The sequence below is a fragment of the Anaerococcus murdochii genome, from assembly GCF_019957155.1.
Lineage (GTDB): Bacteria > Bacillota > Clostridia > Tissierellales > Peptoniphilaceae > Anaerococcus > Anaerococcus murdochii.
Map to the genome: position 1 here is coordinate 1200239 of NZ_JAIPME010000002.1, position 16850 is coordinate 1217088.

17 protein-coding genes are annotated in these 16850 nt (G+C 37.1%); 14 read left to right on the forward strand and 3 right to left on the reverse strand.

What is annotated here, in order from left to right:
* Nucleotides 1-26: 26 nt before the first annotated feature.
* From cdaA to K8P03_RS06210, 10 genes are all read left to right on the forward strand, one after another.
* Nucleotides 27-818: a diadenylate cyclase CdaA gene (gene cdaA, locus K8P03_RS06165; RefSeq protein WP_223419382.1), complete on the forward strand. Its 792-nt coding sequence runs from the start codon at nt 27-29 to the stop codon at nt 816-818.
* Complete coding sequence (locus K8P03_RS06170) at nt 811-1803, forward strand: CdaR family protein (RefSeq protein ID WP_223419384.1); 993 nt, start codon at nt 811-813, stop codon at nt 1801-1803. Before cdaA ends, K8P03_RS06170 begins: the two co-directional genes overlap by 8 nt.
* Nucleotides 1790-3118 (forward strand): CCA tRNA nucleotidyltransferase, encoded by a 1329-nt coding sequence (locus tag K8P03_RS06175; RefSeq protein WP_223419386.1) that lies wholly within the window; start codon nt 1790-1792, stop codon nt 3116-3118. Before K8P03_RS06170 ends, K8P03_RS06175 begins: the two co-directional genes overlap by 14 nt.
* A 52-nt stretch (nt 3119-3170) precedes the next feature.
* Nucleotides 3171-4511 carry a trigger factor gene (tig, locus tag K8P03_RS06180; protein WP_223419388.1) on the forward strand — a complete coding sequence of 447 codons (1341 nt, stop codon included), beginning with the start codon at nt 3171-3173 and terminating at the stop codon, nt 4509-4511.
* A 49-nt stretch (nt 4512-4560) separates the two neighbouring features.
* A complete protein-coding gene (gene clpP, locus K8P03_RS06185; protein ID WP_223419390.1) occupies nt 4561-5157 on the forward strand; it encodes an ATP-dependent Clp endopeptidase proteolytic subunit ClpP in 597 nt (198 codons plus the stop codon).
* Between the two features lies 1 nt (nt 5158).
* The gene (gene clpX / locus K8P03_RS06190) at nt 5159-6373 is read left to right on the forward strand and encodes an ATP-dependent Clp protease ATP-binding subunit ClpX (protein WP_263285022.1); all 1215 of its coding nucleotides are present in this window, start codon (nt 5159-5161) and stop codon (nt 6371-6373) included.
* Nucleotides 6374-6428: 55 nt separating this feature from the next.
* Nucleotides 6429-8759: an endopeptidase La gene (gene lon, locus K8P03_RS06195; protein WP_223419393.1), complete on the forward strand. Its 2331-nt coding sequence runs from the start codon at nt 6429-6431 to the stop codon at nt 8757-8759.
* Nucleotides 8756-9343: a ribosome biogenesis GTP-binding protein YihA/YsxC gene (yihA, locus tag K8P03_RS06200; protein WP_223419395.1), complete on the forward strand. Its 588-nt coding sequence runs from the start codon at nt 8756-8758 to the stop codon at nt 9341-9343. Before lon ends, yihA begins: the two co-directional genes overlap by 4 nt.
* 11 nt (nt 9344-9354) lie before the next feature.
* Nucleotides 9355-9669 carry a hypothetical protein gene (locus tag K8P03_RS06205; protein ID WP_223419398.1) on the forward strand — a complete coding sequence of 105 codons (315 nt, stop codon included), beginning with the start codon at nt 9355-9357 and terminating at the stop codon, nt 9667-9669.
* Nucleotides 9670-9901: 232 nt separating this feature from the next.
* Complete coding sequence (locus tag K8P03_RS06210) at nt 9902-10204, forward strand: hypothetical protein (protein ID WP_223419401.1); 303 nt, start codon at nt 9902-9904, stop codon at nt 10202-10204.
* Nucleotides 10205-10244: 40 nt separating this feature from the next.
* On the opposite strand, the gene K8P03_RS06215 is transcribed toward K8P03_RS06210, so the two are convergent.
* On the reverse strand, nt 10245-11234 hold the full coding sequence (locus K8P03_RS06215) for a hypothetical protein (RefSeq protein ID WP_223419404.1): 990 nt from the start codon (nt 11232-11234) through the stop codon (nt 10245-10247).
* Nucleotides 11218-11742, reverse strand: a complete 525-nt coding sequence (locus K8P03_RS06220; protein ID WP_223419406.1) for a sigma-70 family RNA polymerase sigma factor — start codon at nt 11740-11742, stop codon at nt 11218-11220. The genes K8P03_RS06215 and K8P03_RS06220 overlap by 17 nt, the downstream gene beginning before the upstream one ends.
* A gap of 234 nt (nt 11743-11976) precedes the next feature.
* On the opposite strand from K8P03_RS06220, the gene K8P03_RS06225 reads away from it, so the two are divergent.
* From K8P03_RS06225 to K8P03_RS06235, 3 genes are all read left to right on the forward strand, one after another.
* Entirely contained in the window at nt 11977-13755 is a 1779-nt protein-coding gene (locus tag K8P03_RS06225) for a flavocytochrome c (protein ID WP_223419408.1), read from the forward strand.
* A 159-nt stretch (nt 13756-13914) separates the two neighbouring features.
* Nucleotides 13915-14949 (forward strand): enoyl-CoA hydratase/isomerase family protein, encoded by a 1035-nt coding sequence (locus K8P03_RS06230; RefSeq protein ID WP_223419411.1) that lies wholly within the window; start codon nt 13915-13917, stop codon nt 14947-14949.
* 103 nt (nt 14950-15052) lie between these two features.
* The gene (locus K8P03_RS06235) at nt 15053-15724 is read left to right on the forward strand and encodes a 5'-methylthioadenosine/S-adenosylhomocysteine nucleosidase family protein (protein ID WP_223419414.1); all 672 of its coding nucleotides are present in this window, start codon (nt 15053-15055) and stop codon (nt 15722-15724) included.
* 157 nt (nt 15725-15881) lie between these two features.
* On the opposite strand, the gene K8P03_RS06240 is transcribed toward K8P03_RS06235, so the two are convergent.
* Nucleotides 15882-16235 carry a class II SORL domain-containing protein gene (locus tag K8P03_RS06240; RefSeq protein WP_223419417.1) on the reverse strand — a complete coding sequence of 118 codons (354 nt, stop codon included), beginning with the start codon at nt 16233-16235 and terminating at the stop codon, nt 15882-15884.
* 149 nt (nt 16236-16384) lie between these two features.
* Between K8P03_RS06240 and K8P03_RS06245 the strand changes: the two genes are divergently transcribed.
* Nucleotides 16385-16813 (forward strand): hypothetical protein, encoded by a 429-nt coding sequence (locus tag K8P03_RS06245; RefSeq protein WP_223419419.1) that lies wholly within the window; start codon nt 16385-16387, stop codon nt 16811-16813.
* Nucleotides 16814-16850 lie beyond the last annotated feature (37 nt).

Sequence of the window (16850 nt, forward strand, 5' to 3'; positions counted from 1 at the left end):
AAATAAATCTATTGAAGGGACTTATCATGAATTTTTTGGATAATTTTATTACTAGCCTTATGCTTATTAGGGTTACGGATATTGTTGATATTGCTATGATTGCCTATGTTGTTTATAAGCTTTTTTCTATTCTTAAAAACACTAGGGCGGAGCAGGTTTTGAAGGGGCTTATTTCTGTCCTTATCTTTGCTTCCATTGCAGATATTATGAATTTGAATACTGTTTCTTGGGTTATGAACCAGTTTTTGACTGTTTCCCTTGTTTTTATTATCGTTGTCTTTCAGCCAGAGCTTAGGACAGGGCTTGAGAGGCTTGGTAGGGGTAGGTCAATTTTTTCTGGTGATAAGAACAAAAAGGATGAGGATTCTATAAATGAGCTTGTTTCTGCGATGAGTTCTCTTTCTAGGCAAAAAATCGGGGCTCTTGTTGTTCTTGAAAGGCAGGTTGGTCTTTCTGACATAATCGAGTCTGGAACTATGCTTAATGCTGATATTTCAAGCGAACTTTTGATCAATATTTTTATACCAAATACCCCTCTCCATGACGGGGCTGTTATTATCAGGGAAAATACTATTACTGCAGCAGCTTGTTATTTGCCACTTTCCACATCAAATACTATTGCTAAAGAACTAGGTACAAGACATAGGGCTGCTATTGGTATTTCTGAAAAGTCAGATGCAGTTGTTATTATTGTTTCAGAGGAAACTGGAAATATTTCTATAGCAGAAAATGGTGTTATAAACAGATATTTTGATGAAGATTCCTTAAGAATTCGTCTAAAGAAGGAACTTGCTGAAAGGAGGGAAGAAGATGAATAAATTTTTTGAAAGATTTAAGAAAGTCAATGCAAATAGTGATAAACAGCTTTTAATCCTTTCTATAATTGTGGCCATTTTCATGTGGGCCTATGTTACAACTTCGACCAATCCTTCAACCAACAGGACATTTAGGAATGTCCCAATTATTATTCAAAACCAGGATAAGCTTGAGGAAAAGGGCTATACAATTGTAAGTAAGGACGATATTTCTTCTGTAAATGTAAAACTAACTGGTTCTAGGGATAATATTGTAAGTCTTAAAGCTGATGACATCCAAGCATCTATAAATGTTATGGACGCAAGTGAGGGGATAAAGTCAGTTGATGTGAAGGTTGACACTCCAACAGGTATTTATCTTGATTCGGTTGATCCATCAAAGATTAATCTTAATATCCAAAGGATAATAGAGAAAAAAATTCCGGTAAATGTTGTTATCGCCGATAAACTAAAGGATGGCAAGATTGTTGAAGTCAACGAGCAAAACCCTCAAGTAATTAAAATCAAGGGGCCAGAGTCAGTAATCAACCAGGTTGATAGGATAGAGGCCCATATTGACGATCCAGAATACCTTGACGGCAAAATCCACAATGTACCTATTAAGGTCCTCGATAAGGAGGGTAAGATTGTGGAAGGAGCTGATCTTGATAGTAAGGACGTGAATCTTTCTTTCTATGTCTATGAAACTAAGAAAGTTAAGGTTAATTTCCTTGTGAGGGGAGATATAGCAAATGGCTATGTTGAAACATTGAGGGCAGTTTCTCCTGATACAATCGTTATCAAGGGACCTGGCCAAGTAATTAGAGATATAGATGAGATTCCGACTCAAACTTTGATTGCGGGCTATATCAGGTCTTCAAAGTCTGGTGAGATTAAACTTGATTTGCCAGAAGGTGTTGAGGTTTATGATGGTGACGATACTGTGACCTATAAAATAGAAGTTCAAAGAGTCCCAACATCCACAAAGGATAGAAATGACACTGAATAAGGAAGAAGTTCTAGCAAGGCTAGAAAAGGCGGGATATGAGTCCTACCTAGTGGGAGGCTTTGTCCGTGATAGAATCATGGGCAGGGCCTCTTCTGATGTTGATATAGCAACAAAAGCCAGACCCAATCAAATAGAAGAAGTTTTTAAGGACTTTAAGATTATTGATGTTGGCAAAGATTTTGGAACCATAAGGGTCATTGGTCATGGCCAAGAGTATGAAATCACAACTTTTAGGAAGGATTTTTCCTACAAGGATAAGAGAAGGCCTGGCCAGGTGGTTTTTGCTGATAAAATTGAAAGTGATTTAGAAAGGCGAGATTTTACCATAAACGCCATGGCCCTTAGAAATAATGAATTAATTGACCCCTTTGGAGGTCAAAATGACATTAAAGAGAAAATTATAAGGGCAGTTGGCAATCCTCATGAGAGGATAAGTGAAGATTATCTAAGGGCCCTAAGGGCTGTGAGATTTGCCGCAAATTTAGGTTTTGATATTGAAAGAAATTTAGAAGAGGCGATTAAGAAAAATTCTAAAAACCTAGCCTATATTTCTGTTGAAAGACAGGCGACAGAGATTGATAAAATCCTAGTCGGACCTGATCCTGCAAGGGGAATTAGGCTTTTGGAAAAGCTTGGTCTTCTAGAAGAAATTTTCCCAGAAGTGAAGGAAATCGTGGGCTTTGACCAACATTCGCCCCACCATTACCTGGATTGTTTTGACCATAGCCTAAAGGTCTTGGAGGGAACGCCTCCTGACTTAGTAACAAGGCTAGGAGCTCTTTTTCATGATACAGGAAAGCCTGCCACATTTTTCTTAGATGAGGAAGGCAATGGGAGGTTTTTTGGCCACCAAAAAATTTCGCAAGAAATCGCTGAAAAGAGATTGAAGTATTTAAAATATCCGAAAAAGACAATAGAAGATGTAGGTATCTTAATTGGTCGCCACATGGATTCGTCAAACCCTTATACAGAAAAATCTGTGGCAAGGCTTTTAAGAAGGATTGGGGAAGATAATTTAAGAAGACTCTTTGACCTTCAAGAAGCGGATATTTTGGCTACAGTTCACGAAGATATTTCAAATATAGAAAAGGGTAGAATATTATTAAAGGAAATCCTAGAAAGAAAACCAGTTTTATCAAGAAAAGACCTTGCCATAAATGGCAAAGATTTGATAGGGCTTGGCTTTGAACAAGGGCCATTTCTTGGCGAGATTTTAAAAGAAATCGAAAGAAGAGTCTTTGAAGAAAATTTAAAAAATGATAGAGAAACTTTATTAGCAATAGCCAGGAATATAGGGCAAAAGCTTGATAGCTAGACTTATGAGTAGTATATTATTACAATGAGTAGAAAAGTACACGGAGGATGAAATGACAGAATTAAAATCACACGAAAACAACATAGCAAAGTTTGAATTTAATGTAAGCTATGATGAATTTAAGAAAGCAACAGACGCAGTTTACAAGAGAAATAAAAAGAGATATAGAATCGATGGTTTCAGACCAGGACACGTTCCAAGAAGAGTTCTTGAAAAAATGTACGGTCCAGAAATCTTCTATGATGATGCTATCCAAATAGTATTCCCAGAGCCATACGAAAAGGCAGTAGAGGAACTAGGTCTTGAAGTAATTGACCAACCATCTGTTGACCTTGATGACATCGAAGAAGGTAAGGACATTACTTTCAAGGTAGAAGTAGAAACAAAACCACATCCAGTTCTTGGCGACTACAATGACCTTGTAATCGAAGAAGTTTCTGAAGAAGTTACTGACGAAGATATAGAAGTTGAACTAAATCACCAACTTGAAGAAAATGCTAGACTAATTGAAGTTACAGATAGGCCTGTAAAGGAAAATGATAAGGTAAATATCGACTTTGATGGCTATCTTGACGGAGAAAGATTTGAAGGCGGCAAGGCAGAAGACTATGACCTTGTAATCGGATCAAACACCTTCATCCAAGGCTTTGAAGATCAAATTATCGGTCACAATGTAGGTGATAAGTTTGATGTAAATGTAACTTTCCCAGAAGATTATCAAGCAAAAGAATTCCAAGGCAAGGACGCTAAATTTGTTGTTGAAATTAATTCTATCACAGAAAAACAACTTCCAGAACTTGACGATGAATTCGCAAAAGATATTTCAGAATATGACAGCCTAGAAGAACTTAAAAACAATTTAAGAGAAAAACTAGCTGATGACAAAAAAGAATACGCTCAAAATATGAGAGAAAACCAAGCTGTAGAAGCTTTAGTAGAAAAATCTGAAGTTACAGCTCCAGCTAGCATGGTTAATAGAGAAATAGACTACGAACTACAAAACCTTGATCAAAGACTACAAGGCATGGGATTAACACTTAGCCAATATATTGAGCTTACAAAGATGGATATCAACCAAATCCGTGACCAATACAGAGCTCAAGCAGAAGCTAGAGTAAAGGCAAATCTTGTAATTGACGAAGTAGCTCTAAAAGAAAATATAGAAGTATCTGACGAAGAAAAAGAAAAAGAACTACAAGAAACTGCTAAAAACTACGGCGTAGAAGACCTAGAAAAATTCAAAGAAATCTTCGCTAAAAACGTATCAGACGATACTCTAATAGAAAATATTAAGAGAAGAAAAGCTGTAGAATTCCTTGCTTCAAAGGCAAAGGCTCTTCCTCACGAAGAATACCACAAATTTGTAGAAGAAAATTCTAAAAAGGAAGACTAATAGCAATTTCTAGCAGTTTCCAAGGGGATTTTCCCAGAAAGGAGACACAGTGTTAGCTAAAAATTATTTAGTACCAACTGTTATCGAACAAACAAACAGGGGCGAAAGAGCCTATGATATATATTCAAGACTTCTAAAAGATAGGATAATCTTCCTATCTGGAGAGGTCCGTGATGAAGTAAGCGATATAATAATTGCCCAACTTCTTTTCCTAGAAAGCGAAGACCCAAATAAGGATATACACTTTTATATCAATTCCCCAGGTGGAGTTGTCACAAGTGGTCTTGCAATCTATGACACAATGAACTATATAAAACCAGACGTATCTACAATTTGTATTGGCCAGGCAGCCTCAATGGGAGCGGTCTTATTATCATCAGGAGCCAAGGGCAAGAGATTTTCTCTACCAAACTCCAATATAATGATCCACCAACCATCAGGCGGTGCCCAAGGTCAAGCATCAGACATAGTTATTCAAGCTGAGCAAATCCTTAAAATCAAGGGCAACCTCAATAGGATCCTAGCTGAAAATACTGGCAAGGATTTAAAAACTATAGAAAAAGATACAGACAGAGACTTTGCGATGACAGCAGAAGAGGCCCTAAAATACGGCCTAATTGATAAAGTTATAGAAAGTAATAAGTAAAATGGCTGATAAGGAAAAAAGTACGGTAAGATGTTCTTTTTGTGGTAAAGATGCCAGCCAGGTCAAGAGGATAATAGCAGGGGCAGATGGCTATATTTGTAACGAATGCGTTGAGCTTTGCTCTGAGATTATCAAAGAAGACAATAAGGTCGAGGACGGTTTTGACTTTGATTTTGAACTTTCAAAACCAAAGGATATAAAGGCCTACCTTGATTCTTATGTCATTGGCCAGGAAGATGCCAAAAAAACCCTATCTGTGGCAGTTTATAACCACTATAAAAGAATTACCAGCAATGAAGAAGATTCAGAAGTTGAATTACAAAAATCAAATATTTTAATGCTTGGACCAACAGGATCAGGCAAGACTCTCCTTGCTCAAACTCTTGCCAGAAAGCTTAATGTTCCATTTGCCATTGCAGATGCTACAAGCCTTACCGAAGCAGGTTATGTTGGTGAGGATGTAGAAAATATTATCTTAAAATTAGTCCAAGCAGCTGACTATGATATAGAAGCAGCAGAACTTGGTATAATCTATGTTGACGAGATAGATAAGATTACAAGAAAGAGCGAAAACCCATCTATAACCCGTGATGTTAGCGGGGAAGGCGTTCAACAAGCCCTTCTTAAATTAATAGAGGGAACTGAGGCCAATGTCCCACCTCAAGGTGGCAGAAAGCACCCATCCCAAGAATACATCAGGGTAGATACTACAAATATTTTATTTATCCTAGGCGGGGCCTTTGAGGGAATAGGCGATATCATAAACCAAAGACAAATGGATAAGACCATTGGTTTTGGGGCTGATATTACAAAGAGAGAAAAAACTGACCTATCCTTGGTAAATACCGAAGATTTGTTGAAATTCGGCCTTATACCAGAGTTTATAGGCAGGGTTCCAATTATAGTTAGCCTTGATGCCCTTGATGAAGAAGCCCTTGTAAGAATTTTAAAGGAGCCAAAAAACTCCCTAATCAAGCAATATCAAAAGCTTTTTGACCTTGACGATGTAAAGCTAAGTTTCAATGACGATGCTATAGCAGAGATTGCCAAAAAAGCTTATGACCAAAAGACAGGTGCCAGGGGCCTTAGGACAATTATTGAAAATCTCCTTTTGGATGTGATGTATGAAATTCCATCCAGGGAAGAAATCAAAGAAGTAATTGTAACTAAAGAATCTATCGATGGCCATAGTAAACTAGAATATAAAAAGAAATAAAAATACAAAGGGGGAATGCTAGTCATTTCCCTTTTTATAACTAAGTGAGGCAAATATGAATGAAGTTTATAAAATAAGTGAATTAAATCTCCCCCTAATTCCCTTAAGAGGATATTGGGTTATGCCTACTACTATGCTCAACTTTGACTCATCAAGATCTATATCAAAAAATGCTGTAGAAAATGCAAAACTGAACAACGAAGAGTTGTTTTTAGTAAACCAACTTGATATTTTTGATGACAATCCAAAGGCAGACGGCCTAGAGGAGGTCGGTATAGTAGCTGAAATCAAGGAGACTTTTCCTCTACCAAATGGAGATATAAGAGTTTTTGTCCAGGCAACTGGCCTTGGCAAGCTCAAAAAACTCCATGTAGCTGAGGGTTTTTTAAGATGTGAGATTGAAAAATACGAATATATAGAAGAAAATCAAGAAAAAACAGATGTACTAGAAGCCCTTCGAAAACTTTTGGTGAGCGATTTTAGGGACTATGCCATGATCAACGATGACATTCCAGATGAGATCGCCTACGGAATGACTGAGCTTGAAAATTATCACAGGTTGGTAGATTTAATTACCTACCATCTTGACCTTGCTCCAAAGGAATATTACGAAATCCTTTCTACTTTTGATGTAAAAGAGAGGATGGAGCTTGTTCACAGGATAATTAATAAGGAAATCGAGCTAAAAAATCTGGGTGAAGAAATCGAGAGGACTGTTTCTGAGAATATCAACCAATCTCAAAAAGAATACTATCTTAGGGAAAAAATGGATGTCCTAAAGAAGGAGTTAGCTTCAACTACAGGTCAGGCTGATAACGAAGTTGACGAATTAAGGTCCAAGATAAAAAAGATTAAGTTTGATAAACAGGCTAGAAAGTCCCTTGAAAAAGACCTTGACAGGCTAGAATTAATTCCAGAAATGAGCCCAGACTACGGAGTCATTTCATCCTACCTTGATTTTGTAGTAGGACTTCCATGGAATAAAAAATCTAAGGAAAGCCTTGATATAAAAAGGGCTACAGAAATCTTAGACCAAGACCACTACGGCCTAAAAGACGTCAAGGAAAGAATTCTAGAGTCAATTGCAGTTAAGATTAAAAATAAATCTGTAAAGGGATCTATAATTTGTTTGGTTGGCCCTCCAGGAGTGGGAAAGACCTCTATTGCTAAGTCTGTAGCCCGTGCTCTTAACCGTGAATTTGTTTCAATGAGACTTGGCGGGGTGACTGATGAATCAGAAATCAGAGGCCACAGAAGAACCTATGTTGGCGCCATGGCAGGTCGTGTCATTGCAAATATAAACAGAATTAGCGTTAAAAATCCAGTTTTCCTCTTAGATGAGATTGACAAACTAGGTTCAGATTTTAGGGGAGACCCATCAAGTGCTTTGCTTGAAGTCCTTGACCCAGAGCAAAACGATAAATTTATCGACCGCTACTTGGATATTCCATTTGACTTATCAGATGTATTTTTCTTAACTACAGCCAACGACATAAACGCCATACCGGACGCCCTTTTTGATAGGCTAGAAGTGATTGAATTATCTGGCTACACCCCAAGTGAGAAATTGAATATTGCCAAGCAATATTTGGTAAAAAAACAAATGGAAAATACGGGTCTTAAGGAAGAAGAATTTTCTATTTCAGATAAGGTAATAGAAAAAATTATCAAATCCTACACCAGGGAAGCCGGTGTGAGAGAGCTTGAAAGGTTAATTGACAAGATTTGCAGACGTTCTGTCAAGGAAATCCTTGAAGGCAAAAAGACTGTCAGAGTAACCATGCAAAACTACACCAGATTTTTAGGCCGTGAGAAATTTATAGACGACCATATCTCAAAAGAAGAAAAGATTGGCGTTGTAAATGGCTTGGCATGGACTTCTGTTGGAGGAACTATGCTTACAGTTGAGGCCAACGTCATGGAAGGTAAGGGTAATGTTGAATTTACTGGCTCTCTTGGCGATGTCATGAAGGAATCTGGCCAGGCAGCCCTTGTATATATCAGATCTAATGCTGATAAACTCGGTATTAAGGGTAAATTTTACGAAACAAAAGATATCCACGTCCACGTTCCAGAAGGGGCAACTCCAAAAGACGGTCCTTCTGCAGGTATTACAATGACAACAGCCATTGCCTCAGCCCTTACAGGCAGGAAGGTCAAAAACAACCTCGCCATGACAGGTGAAGTCACCATTACAGGGGACGTCCTTGCCATCGGTGGCCTTAAGGAAAAGGCACTCGCAGCCTATGCTTATGGGATCAAAAATGTGATTATTCCAAAGGATAACGAGAGAGATACAGAAGACATTGACAAGGAAATCAGGGATAAGATTAATTTCATCCCTGTAACAAACGTGTCTGAAGTAATCGAAAGGGCCCTTATATGAAAATTAAAAATATAGAACTCGAACAAGTGGCAGGTTTTAAGGCCCAGTGGCCAAAAGATTCCCTGCCTGAAATCGCCTTTGTTGGTAGGTCCAACGTTGGCAAGTCTTCTTTTATAAATTCCTTTTCAAATAGGAAGGCAATCGCAAGGACCTCTTCCAAACCAGGCAAGACCAGGACTATAAATTTTTATAGGGTCAATGACAACTTTAGGTTGGTTGACCTGCCAGGCTACGGCTTTGCCAAAGTGTCTAAGGCAGAAAAGGCCAAGTGGGATAAGCTAATCAACGAATATCTCCACGATAGGGAAAACCTCAAGGAAGTATTTTTGATAGTAGACATCCGCCACGAACCGACAGCCCTAGATAAGCAAATGTATGAGTGGATAATAGATTCAGGCTACATGGGTTTTGTAATTGCAACTAAGTTTGATAAAATTTCCAAGGGCCAAATCCAAAAACACATCAAGCAAATAAAAAAGAAACTAGAAATAGAAGACGAAGGCCTAATCTTTGCCTATTCTTCAGAGACAAAGCACAACAAGGACGTCCTTGAAGAGCAGGTTGAAGTGATAATAAATGCATAAGAGAGGTAAAAATGGGATTTTTAAACGAAATTAGGTCATTTTTTACTGACCATATTCTAATTTTTAACCTCTTGGCAGTTATTATAATTTCCTTTTTAATTTCCAAGACCTATGACAAGGCCTTGGTTAAAATTAGAAGCGATAAATCTTCTAGAAATAAGATAATAATCTATGAAATTCTTGAATGTCTTTTCATATTTGTTACCTATAGTCTTTTAATAGCTGGATTTACAAATAGAAGGCTACCAAACTTAAAAGAATTTGCCTTTATGGTCCTAGTAAGCCTATGCTTGGATAGGGCTAGGATTAAAGGAAAACATAAATAAGAAAATCCTACCACTCGTCATTCCGACAAGCGAAGCGAGGAAGAATCCCATAAAGAAGGTACCTATAAATTAAAATAATACCTACAAGAGAAGGCTCAGGCCTTCTTTTTTGTTTGAGGGGGGAAACTGGGTATAAATATAAAAAAGAAAGGAAATAACCATGGCAAGAAATTTATCTTCCAAACAAAAACGAATATAACTGGGATTTTTAATCGGGATTTGGATTTTGATTATGGCATCGGTTTATACCATAAAAGTATATGAAAGCTGGTATTTCTTTGCGATTTTTTTAATCTTGGCCTTGGTATTTTTGCTATATCAAAACCATATTGGCATCAGAGTTGATAAAAAAATCGGAACCTGTCTGGGAGATCTTCCAAAAAAGGATACATATAAATATTATATTGGTGCATTTTTAAATATTTTGGCCATAAATTTGACAATTAGCCTTGATATGAAATTCATAGTCCTAGTAGGTCTGGCATCAGCCTATTTGTTTTATGAATCATACAAGATGATAGAAAATAACTACTAAAAAAGTAGGTGATTTAAGTCACCTACTTTTTAAATGGGATTTATTTTGCAGAAAGTGTAAATTCTGCAATTTTTTCGTAGTTGTCGTTTGTAATTCTGCCAGAGATTTCACTTATTTTTGCCCTTGATAGGGTGAAGGTGATATCTCTGCCGTCTTTGATTTCATCAAGGCCTAAGTCTGAGAAGTCTTTATTATATAAGAATGTCATTTCACCTGCAACACCTGTTCTTATATCAAGAGAGATTTCGTTTCCGTCTTTATCAAACCCATCTATCTTGTAGTCATAATCCTTATCAAGATTATCTATTACGGCTGTCATGGTAATTGGGTTAACCTTCATTAGTTTGACTACAGCACCATTTTCAAGTTCATAGTTTTCTGCAAGTATCTTATTTTCTTTGTTTGCAACATTTGAAGGTGCGGTAATTGATACAATTTCGGTTTTGTTTCCATTTATCATATATATGTCTATATTTGCATTTTCTATTTCTGGAAATTCTTTGTCAAAAACGATCATTGAAGAATTTGTGTAGGTAGTTCCTTCTGGATTTATTCCTGCAGAACCAGATGAACCATCAGATTTGTAGGTTTCTCCATTTATTACAACTTTGTAAATCATACTTTCATTTTTGAAGTCTAATGCATCCTCAAATCTTTCGGATTCTCTTAAAATATTTACATACATCTTATTATCTTCAATGGCGAGATTTTCTAGAACAAATGAGTCATCTCCAATTGTAATTGGTTTGTGAAGTTCAGTTACATACTTATATGATTCAGGACTTGCTCCGAAGGTTTCCATAAAAGTTACTTTCACATCTGTTGTAAATTTAGAAACTTCTGCCCTTACTGGAGGCATGGTAAGGCCTGCAATAAGAAGTAGGGCTGCTGCTATTCCTATATATTTTTTATTTGATTTTTTCTTGTATGATTGTGCGGTTTTCATTAGTTTTTCCCTTTCTATATCATTTAGTTCAAATTCGTCACTTTCAAAGTCTAGGTCATTTATCTCATCATAAACATTTTTCATTTTGGATTTCCTCCTTGATTTTTTTCTTGCCCCTGGCTACCCTGTTGTAAAGCCCGGCCTTTGATATGTCGTAGACCTTGGCCAAATCATCGTAGGAATAGCCTTCAATAAATAATTTCCTAAAAATTTCTCGGTCTTTTTCGTCTAGGACCTTGAGGATTTGTTCTGATTCGTCGATACTAATCTCTTCATCACCTTCTAGAAAAGGTGAAACTTCATCGAAATCCACGCTTTTGTGTCTGATTTCCTTTCTTAGGGCGTCTATGGCCTTGTACCTAGCGATTCCTGCACACCAGTTTTTAAAAGAAGACCTATGAGGATCAAAGGAGTCTATATTATCCCAAACTGCGAGGACGCTGTCGTTTAGTACCTCCATCCTGACTTCTTCGTTGAAGGTAAGGACCTTGTAGATTGATGCCTTCATAACTGGACCGTAGGAGTCGATAAAGGCCCTTAGGGCTTTTTCATCCCTATTTTTTATGCCCTTTATAATCTTTTTTTCATTCATAATCTCTCCTTCACCTATATATTCGTAAGAGAAGTTTCTTTTTTATCAAAAAATATTTAAAATTCTTAATAATAATTATTCGCTAAATCTATGGAAAAGCCTAATATTTTTGCATAAATTCGTAAATCTATAAGAATTTATAAAAATCGCTTTAATTGGCTATCCCAAGTGCTTGCAAAGGTTTTGTATATTTGATATCATACTTGAGGAACAGAATACATAAAAGGAGAGTATATGAACAAAAGTAAAACATTAGCATTATTGCTTTCAATGACCATGCTTTTTTCAGCTTGCGGATCTGCTAAGACTGATAATAAGGCAGGAGACAGCAAGGAAGCTGCAGTAGGTGAAACTACTGGAGAAGGTACAGCGGCAGGTCACAATGGAGACCTTAAGGCTGTAGTAACTTTCGATGGGGATAAGATTGCAAAAATCGACCTTACCCACGAAGAAACAGAAGGCCTTGGTGATAAGGCAGCTGATAAGTTAGTTGAAGAAATAGTTGCTAATAACTCTGTAAGCGTTGATACAGTAACAGGTGCTACAGTTACATCTACAGCAGTTATAGAAGCAGTTAAGGCTGCTATCGAAGCAAGCGGTAGGGATGTAAAGAATTTCGAAACTGAAAGCGAAGAGAAAAAAGGCGAAACAGTTGAAAAAGACACTGATGTTGTTGTTATAGGTGGTGGTGGTGCAGGTTTTGCTGCAGCAGTTTCCGCTAAGGAAGCAGGAGCAGACGTAATCCTAGTTGAAAAACTAGCATCAGTTGGTGGTAATACACTTATTTCTGGTGGAGAATATGCTGCACCAGCAAACTACATCCAAAAAGAAGAAGGTATCGAAGATTCTAAGGAATTATTTGCAAAAGACGTTGAAGAAGCTGGTGGAAATCCAGAGCTAATCAAGGTTCTTGCAGATAAGGCTACAGAAGATGCTTACTGGCTAAGAGATGACATCGGAGTTAAATGGTTAGATTCTCTAATGTTCTTCGGTGGCCACTCTGTAAAAAGATCTCTAATCCCAGCAGCTCATACAGGTAACGAATTAATCAAAAATTATCTAAAGAAGGCTGAAGAATTAGGAATCGAAGTCCTAACAGAAACAGACGTTAAGGAAATCCTATCAAAAGATGGAAAAGTTTGCGGAATCAAAGCTGAAACCAAAGATGGCGAATTAGTTGTAAACGCTAAATCAGTTGTAGTTGCATCAGGTGGTTTTGGTGCTAATGCTGATATGTGTTATGAATTTGATAAGGAAATCGACGAACACGTCCTATCAACAAACTCACCAGGAGCTACAGGTGATGGTATCTTAATGGCAGAAAAACTTGGTGCAGACACAGTTGATATGGATAAGATCCAACTTTACCCAGTATGTGATGTTGAAACTGGTAAACTTCTATACTGTGGAGACACTAGACTTGTTGGTGGTGCCTTACTTGTAAACAAAGAAGGTAAGAGATTTGTTGAAGAACTAGGCACAAGAAGAGAAATCTCAATGGCAATCAAGGCTCAAACAGACTATGTAGGCTACGTACTTTGGGATGAAACATCAAACGAAAAAACAGGCACCATGAAATCAAACCCAGAAGAAGCAAAATCTCTATTTGACAGGGGCCTAATGGTTAAGGCTGACACACTTGAAGAATTAGCTGACCACTTCGGAATCGACAAGGATGCCCTTCTTGAAACAGTTAAGACATTTAACGAAAACTCTGCAAAGAATGAAGACCCAGAATTCAATCTAAGAATGCTAGGCTGGCAAGTAAAAGACGCACCATTCTACATGATGAAGGCAGCACCAGCTGTTCACCACACCATGGGTGGTCTAAAAATCAATACAGACGCACAAGTTCTAAACAAAGACGGCGAATGGATTGACGGACTTTACGCAGCAGGCGAAGTTACTGGCGGAATCCACGGTTCAAACAGACTTGGATCAGTTGCAATGGCTGACATCACAGTATTCGGAAGAATCGCTGGTGAAAACGCAGCAGCGAACGCTAAAAAATAAGAAAATAATTCTAAAATAGCCCTCAGGGGCTATTTTATTTTGCGAAATTTTAAATATTTCGGAAAAGTCAGCAAAGATTGACAATTTTTGTTTAACTATAGGTCCATATTGGTATATATAAGGTAGGTTGATTTTAACTAAAAAAATCCAGGAGGATTTATGATAAAAACTAAAATAAAGAATAAAATTGGAATAATATATCTTGATAGACCAGAGGCCCTAAATGCCCTAAATCGTCATATGATAGGGAAAATCGAAGAAACTTTGAAATCTTGGGAAAAGAACCCGGCAATCAAGGCTATTTTATTTGATTCTAAGTTAGAGCGAGGATTTTGTGCAGGTGGAGACCTTAAGAAAATATACGTAGATTACCTTAAAAATGATGAGGCTAGGAACAAGGACGTATTTTTCAAAGAGGAGTTTGCACTTGATAAATATTTAATGACCTATCCAAAACCAATCATAAGCCATTGGTTTGGGGTTACCATGGGCGGAGGAATTGGCCTAACAATCCATTCTGATCTCATAATAGTAGACCAAACTGTAAACTGGGCCATGCCTGAAACAAGCCTAGGCTTTGTACCAGACGTGGGCTTAGGATATTTTATATCAAAATTACCACAAGCCATGGGCCAATATGTGGGCTTACTTGGGGCAAGACTCTATCCAGACGACCTTTTAAGATATGGATTTTGCCATATGGTGATTGATTCAAAAGACTATGGAGAAGTCATAAATAGGCTAATGGAATTTGATACAGGCTCAGATAATCTCATAGGAGACTTTAGGGAAGCTATTGGGGATTTAGGTCAAGAATTAAAAGAAACAGAAAATAGTAAAAACCTTGAAAAAATCGAAAAATACTTTTCAAAAGACAGTGTGATAGAAATTAAAAAGAGCCTAGAAGAGGCAGGGGATGACGAATTTGCGAAAAAATCTCTCGAAGTTTTAAATAATAGGGATCCTTTTATGCTAGAAGTTCAATTCAAAAAATATTTCCTAGGTAAGGAGCTGACAAAAGAAGAAACTATTGACTTAGACCTAGAAATTATTAAATACGGTCGAAAAACCGGTGCCCTTGAAGAAGGCATTAGGTCAGTTTTGATAGATAAGGACAAAAATCCACACTGGCCAACAAAAAGTCTTGAAGATGTGGATCAGGAAGAGGTTCACAAGCTTTTAGGGATCAAATAGGAGAGAAATCCTACTTTGAAAATAAGGGTTAAAAATTATAGGCTATAGAGGAAGTTTTTGGAAATTTGACCAATAAATTATATAATAGTTTAGAGGTGATTAGATGAATATAGGAATTTTAGTAGCAGTTGAATTCGATGCTTTTTATAATATTTACAAAGAACCAATAGAAAGGTACAAGCATGGAAGTTTTGAAGTTTTGAAATACCAAATCCATGGCAAGGATGTTTTTGTTTGTCCTTCAAGTGCTGGGCAAATTCGTGCTGCAATTGCTATGACCTTACTTCTTGACTTTTATAAGTGCGGGACAATTATAAATTATGGGGTTGTCGGTGCTTTAAATGATCGCAAGGTAGAAGAGCTGACAGTTGTGGAAAGTGTCTGCCACTACGAATGGGACACATCGGATGTAGATGATGTAGCAAAAGGCCAATACGAGATTTTTGATGATGTGGCCATTAAAACTACTGAAAGTCTTGTAGATTTGGCAATGAAAATTGATCCACATTTGGAAAAAGTAAGGCTTGCTTCAGGTGATAAATTTATTGCAGGTCTTGAGTCAAAAACTAAGCTAGCAAATGACTGGGACTGTGATATTGTCGACATGGAAGGAGCTGCAATTGCCCTTTCTTGCCACCTATACGGAGCAGATTTTCTAATGATTAAGGCAGTTTCAGATGCCCTTACCGAAGGTGGAGCAGAGTTTTACGAAAATTTCGAACGTGCATCCAAAGTCGCAGTTGGGATAATTGATGATATAATAAAAGAATTATAATTTTGTAAAGGCCAGAAAGTCTTTTATAAAGCGATTAGATTTTGGATTATGAAGTGGAAAATTTCGATAAAATTAATTTGGAAATTAAAAATATAATGATTTTACCGAAAAATAGGCAAGCAAAAAGCAAGGCTAAAACCTTGCTTTTTTATTTGTCTTAGATTTCTGCTGAGTTTTCCCAAAGACCGTGGATGTTGCAGTATGCAAGTGCGTAAACTTCGCCACCCTTGTCAGTTTTAACTCTAGCTTCTACACATGGTTGTGTGAAGATTTCATCTTCGCCGTGTGCCTTGAATTCATAAGAACCAACTTCGATTGGGAATTTTGCTCCTTCTGGTTTAAAGAAAACTTTAATCCATGCGATGTGGTGTTCGAATGTATTTGGATGTTCTACTTCTTCACCAACATTAGCCTTGATGTGTAAAAGACCGTCTTCTTTTGTAACGTGGATAACTGGAACGTGTTTTTCAGCTTTCCAATCAGCTGTTTGAACTGTTTCTGTTAATTTCATATTAATCCTCCATTTATATTAATAGTCTACATTAGTTAATATACCCTAGCTAATGATTTATAAACAATTATTTGTTAACAAAGTCACTTTAATAAATTACTTTATTGCAAATAAGTCTTTATAAAATATAATGTAAAAAAGGAGGCCCTATGGATAGACTAAAGGAATTAAAAGAAGCAAAAGAAGCCGCAGGTCAGGTTATAATTAGGATTGATGCGGGTCTTAACCAACTAAAATCTGCCTCATCTTGGGGGATTTTAGATATTTTTGGTGGGGGATTAATTTCAAGCCTTGTTAAAAGAAATAAGATAGGCGAGGCAAACCGCAGCCTAGAGGAATTATCTGTAAGCTTAAAGTCTCTAAATAAAGAACTTAGTGATGTTGATATAAGCTTGCCAGATGCCATACCAGACAGTCTTTCAGACGAGCTATTCGACCTGGTCTTTGACAATATATTCACAGATATTAGGGTCCAAGGCGAAATAAAAGAAAATCTCGTCGCCCTAAAAGAATTAAGGTATGCCATTGTCGAAATTAGGGATAAGGTTGATAGGCAAATACGAGAATTAGAAGCTTAGTAAAGATTATATATAATTTGTTAAGAGATAGAAAGGA

What these genes read in the sequence shown, in the direction of transcription:
- K8P03_RS06205 (WP_223419398.1), top strand. Translation starts at nt 9,355, where the DNA reads ATGGGATTTTTAAACGAAATTAGGTCATTTTTTACTGACCATATTCTA.
- clpX (WP_263285022.1), top strand. Translation starts at nt 5,159, where the DNA reads ATGGCTGATAAGGAAAAAAGTACGGTAAGATGTTCTTTTTGTGGTAAA.
- K8P03_RS06170 (WP_223419384.1), top strand. Translation starts at nt 811, where the DNA reads ATGAATAAATTTTTTGAAAGATTTAAGAAAGTCAATGCAAATAGTGAT.
- K8P03_RS06225 (WP_223419408.1), top strand. Translation starts at nt 11,977, where the DNA reads ATGAACAAAAGTAAAACATTAGCATTATTGCTTTCAATGACCATGCTT.
- yihA (WP_223419395.1), top strand. Translation starts at nt 8,756, where the DNA reads ATGAAAATTAAAAATATAGAACTCGAACAAGTGGCAGGTTTTAAGGCC.
- K8P03_RS06230 (WP_223419411.1), top strand. Translation starts at nt 13,915, where the DNA reads ATGATAAAAACTAAAATAAAGAATAAAATTGGAATAATATATCTTGAT.
- K8P03_RS06245 (WP_223419419.1), top strand. Translation starts at nt 16,385, where the DNA reads ATGGATAGACTAAAGGAATTAAAAGAAGCAAAAGAAGCCGCAGGTCAG.
- K8P03_RS06215 (WP_223419404.1), bottom strand. Translation starts at nt 11,234, where the DNA reads ATGAAAAATGTTTATGATGAGATAAATGACCTAGACTTTGAAAGTGAC.
- K8P03_RS06220 (WP_223419406.1), bottom strand. Translation starts at nt 11,742, where the DNA reads ATGAATGAAAAAAAGATTATAAAGGGCATAAAAAATAGGGATGAAAAA.
- cdaA (WP_223419382.1), top strand. Translation starts at nt 27, where the DNA reads ATGAATTTTTTGGATAATTTTATTACTAGCCTTATGCTTATTAGGGTT.
- lon (WP_223419393.1), top strand. Translation starts at nt 6,429, where the DNA reads ATGAATGAAGTTTATAAAATAAGTGAATTAAATCTCCCCCTAATTCCC.
- K8P03_RS06235 (WP_223419414.1), top strand. Translation starts at nt 15,053, where the DNA reads ATGAATATAGGAATTTTAGTAGCAGTTGAATTCGATGCTTTTTATAAT.
- K8P03_RS06240 (WP_223419417.1), bottom strand. Translation starts at nt 16,235, where the DNA reads ATGAAATTAACAGAAACAGTTCAAACAGCTGATTGGAAAGCTGAAAAA.
- tig (WP_223419388.1), top strand. Translation starts at nt 3,171, where the DNA reads ATGACAGAATTAAAATCACACGAAAACAACATAGCAAAGTTTGAATTT.
- K8P03_RS06210 (WP_223419401.1), top strand. Translation starts at nt 9,902, where the DNA reads ATGGCATCGGTTTATACCATAAAAGTATATGAAAGCTGGTATTTCTTT.
- K8P03_RS06175 (WP_223419386.1), top strand. Translation starts at nt 1,790, where the DNA reads ATGACACTGAATAAGGAAGAAGTTCTAGCAAGGCTAGAAAAGGCGGGA.